General features: G+C 47.2%; 1 protein-coding gene. It reads left to right on the forward strand.

Going from position 1 to position 379, the window contains the following annotated elements; all coding sequences use genetic code 11:
* On the forward strand, positions 1 to 379 hold a 379-nt coding region (locus AACP56_RS17975), incomplete at both ends, for an efflux RND transporter permease subunit (protein ID WP_339339108.1).

Here is a 379-nt window from a genome sequence, read left to right on the forward strand (position 1 = left end):
AATAGGTGATATGAGGGCAGAAGCAACTTCTGGATTGCCCCAAATGACCATTAAATACAATCGCAACAAACTGGCACAGTATGGTGTGAGTATCGACCTACTGAATATAATGGTGCAGTCCGCTTTTGCGGGCGGATATGCAGGTGTGATTTTTGAAGGCGAAAAGCGTTTTGACTTGGTCGTTAGGCTCGACGAGCAGAACCGAACTGACATCAATGACATTAGGAATCTGTACATCAATTTGCCTAACGGCTCGCAGATTCCGCTTCAAGAACTGGCCACAATCGAATACGAACCAGGTCCGATGCAGATAAGTCGGGACAATACCAACCGAAGAACCTACGTGGGTGTAAATGTGCGCGGACGTGATGTGGAATCC

Source organism: Croceitalea sp. MTPC6 (assembly GCF_036985525.1).
In the GTDB taxonomy this organism is placed as follows: domain Bacteria; phylum Bacteroidota; class Bacteroidia; order Flavobacteriales; family Flavobacteriaceae; genus Croceitalea.